The sequence below is a fragment of the Streptomyces sp. NH27 genome (assembly GCF_056859195.1).
The window spans coordinates 1-3095 of sequence record NZ_JACEGK010000711.1 but is presented as its reverse complement, the minus strand read 5'-3'; the positions used below and the strand labels follow the sequence as shown (position 1 = coordinate 3095).

The window sequence follows — 3095 nt, the reverse complement described above, 5'->3', positions numbered from 1 at the left end:
CGACGACGACCGCCCGCACCCCTGGTGCGCGGGCGCCGTCGTCGTGGCCGGGCGCGGCCGCACCGTCGCGCTGCACGAGGCGGTGGGCTGGGCGGTCCGCTACGCGGCGTACGACGAGCACGCCGACCGCGGTGTGGAGCTGCCGCGCGAGCAGTGGGTGCCCGCCCGCCCCGACACCGTCTTCGACCTCGCGTCGGTCACCAAGCTCTTCACGGCCGTCGTCGCCGTCCAGCAGATCGAGCGCGGCACGCTGCGGCTGGACGCGCCGGTCGCCTCGTACGCGCCCGAGCTGACCGCCGCCGCCGCGCACGGCATCACGCTGCGGCACCTGCTCACCCACACCTCCGGGCTGCGGCCCGAACTACCGCTCTACGACGAGCCCGACGCCGCCGCCCGCGCCGCCCGGCTCGCCGCCGAGCCCCCGCTCACACCACCGGGCAGCACCCGCACCTACTCCGACCTGAACCTGCTGCTGCTCCAGATCGCGCTCGAACGCGCCACCGGCCGTACCGTCGACCGGCTCATCGCCGACCACGTCACCGCGCCGCTGGGCATGGCCGACACCCGCTACAACCCGCCCGCCTCCTGGCTGCCCCGGATCGCCGCCACCGAGGACCAGCGCAGGCCGTGGGGCAAGCTCGACCGGGGCATGGTGCACGGCACCGTCCACGACGAGAACGCCTACGCGATGGGCGGTGTCGCCGGGCACGCCGGGCTCTTCTCCACGGGGTGGGACCTGGCGGTGTTCTGCCGCGCGATCCTCGACGCCGCCGCGGGTGCCGGCGACGCGCTGCTGTCCGCCGCGGGGGTACGGCTGCTGCTCGGCGGTGCCGGTGGCGACGGTGGCGACGGCCGTGACAGCAGTGCCGACGGTTCCGCGCCGCTCGGCTTCGAGCGCGACCAGCCCTGGTTCATGGGGGAGTTGGCCGGGCGCGGCGCCATCGGGCACACCGGGTTCACCGGTACCAGCCTGGTGCTCGACCCCGCGACCGACACCTTCCTGGTACTGCTCACCAACTCCGTCCACCCGGTGCGTAGTTGGCGCGACGGCAGCAGGCCGCGCGCGGAGGCGGGGACCCGGCTGGCGCGCGCGGCGCGGTAGTTCGGGGCGGGCCCGCGGCGCTGGTCGGGCGCGCGCTGATCCGGCGCGTGCCGCCGTCCGTCCGTCAGCCGGCCGGCCGCGGCCGTAGCGCGTCCATGACGAGCTCGATCAGCCGGTCGGCCTGCTCCGGGCTGTCCGAGGTGGCCGCGGTCATGAAGATCCCCAGCAGCATCATGGTGACGTCGTCGGCGGCGACATCGCCGCGGATCGTGCCGTCCTCGGCGCCGCGGGCGAGCAGGGCGTCGATGGCCGCGCCGATCCGCCTGCGCGTGTCGGGGGTGGCGATCCGGCCGGAGGCCCACCCGGCGCGCAGCACCTCGGCCATGCCGCGCTTGGTCGCGACGAAGGCGGCGTACCGTCGCATCCACGCCCGCAGCGCGTCGGCGGGCGCCAGCTCCACCAGCAGGTGGGGGACGCTGCCGGTGACGGCGTCCAGTTCCGCCGCGTACACCGCCTCCACCAGCGCCTCGCGGGTCGGGAAGTGCCGGTAGAGGGTGCCGATGCCCACCCCCGCCTCGCGGGCGATGCCTTCGAGCGGGGCGGCCTCGCCGGTGGTGGTGAAGGCGTCGCGGGCGGCGTCGACGAGCTTGTCCCGGTTGCGCAGGGCGTCTGCGCGGGAGGCGCGCTTGCGTGCCGCCGGTGCGGGCGGTGACGCGGGCGGTGACGCGGGCTCGGGTTCGGGTTCGCGTGCGGAATCTGCTGCGGGATCGGCGCCGGACAAAGCGGAGGGACCTCCGGTAAGAGTGTTACAGTGAATAGGCGGAGGCTCCTCCGCTTACTCCTCCATCGTCTCACGAGGACATTCCCATGGCTGAAGGCAGCTCCACCTCCCACGCCGGCGGCACCACCGACCTCGGCGGCCTCGCCGTCTCCCGCGTCGGCTTCGGCGCGATGCAGCTCGAACGCCTCCACGACGACCGCGATGCCGCCGTCGCCCTCCTGCACCGCGTCGTGGAGCTGGGCGTGAACCACGTGGACACCGCCGAGTTCTACGGCAACGGCTTCGTCAACGAAGTGATCCGCGACGCCTACGGCGACGAGATCTCCCGGGCCGACGGCTCCGGCGTCATCGTCGTCAGCAAGGTCGGTGCCACACCCGAAACGGGCGGCCGCATCCCGTTCCGCCTCGCCCAGCGCCCCGACGAGCTGCGCGCGAGCGTCGAGGACAACCTCAAGAGCCTCGGCATCGACCGCGTCCCGGTGGTGAACCTCCGCCGCGCGGACTCCGGCCCGGGGCTGCGCGCCGAGGGCGACCAGGTGGTCGATCTCGACGACCAGCTCGCGGTGCTGACCGCGCTGCGCGACGAGGGCAAGATCGGCGCGATCGGCCTGAGCGCCGTATCCCTCGACGTCCTGCGCCGCGCGCTCCCGGCCGGCATCGTCTGCGTCCAGAACTCGTACAGCCTGGTCGCGCGGCAGGACGAGGAACTGCTCGACCTCTGCGTCGCCGAGGGCATCGCCTGGGTGCCGTTCTTCCCGCTGGGCGGCGCGTTCCCCGGCCTGCCCAAGGTGACCGACGCGCCGGAAGTACGCGCCACGGCCGAGGCCCTCGGCGTCACGCCCGCGCAGATCGGGCTCGCCTGGCTGCTGCACCACACCCCGAACACCGTGCTCATCCCGGGCACCGCGGACCCGGCGCACCTGGCGGCCAACGTCGCCGCGGGCTCCGTCCGGCTGGACGCGGCGACGCTGGCGACGCTGGACGCGGTGCCCTCGCAGTCCGGGGACATCACCTTCGACTGACAGTGCCCCCGGTCCGCTCCGCCCCGGACCACCCGGGCGGGGTGGATCAGCGGCCCAGGTGCCCCGGACGAGCCCGGGCTGCGCTCTGCCGGGCCGGTAGCCGCGACGGCTACGATGCCGGTCACCGTGGGTATCCGCGCGAGCGAAAGAGCGGGCGGACAGGGCTCTCATTCAAAGGCGTTCAACATGAGTGTGACGACTATCGACCTCGACGACGAGGCACTGGACAAGGTCATCCGCGTCGCCGGCG

The 3095-nt window shown here is 74.2% G+C and carries 3 protein-coding genes; 2 read left to right on the top strand and 1 reads right to left on the bottom strand.

Translation table 11 applies throughout. The features are described 5' to 3' along the window. Nucleotides 1-1102, top strand: a 1102-nt coding sequence (locus AC13HU_RS34785; RefSeq protein WP_483045990.1) for a serine hydrolase domain-containing protein, incomplete at its 5' end; no start/stop codon positions are given. A 64-nt stretch (nucleotides 1103-1166) separates the two neighbouring features. Here AC13HU_RS34785 and AC13HU_RS34780 read toward each other — a convergent pair. Then, the gene (locus AC13HU_RS34780) at nucleotides 1167-1823 is read right to left on the bottom strand and encodes a TetR/AcrR family transcriptional regulator (protein WP_483045989.1); all 657 of its coding nucleotides are present in this window, start codon (nucleotides 1821-1823) and stop codon (nucleotides 1167-1169) included. A gap of 86 nt (nucleotides 1824-1909) precedes the next feature. Between AC13HU_RS34780 and AC13HU_RS34775 the strand changes: the two genes are divergently transcribed. Then, the gene (locus AC13HU_RS34775) at nucleotides 1910-2845 is read left to right on the top strand and encodes an aldo/keto reductase (protein ID WP_483045988.1); all 936 of its coding nucleotides are present in this window, start codon (nucleotides 1910-1912) and stop codon (nucleotides 2843-2845) included. Nucleotides 2846-3095: the final 250 nt, after the last annotated feature.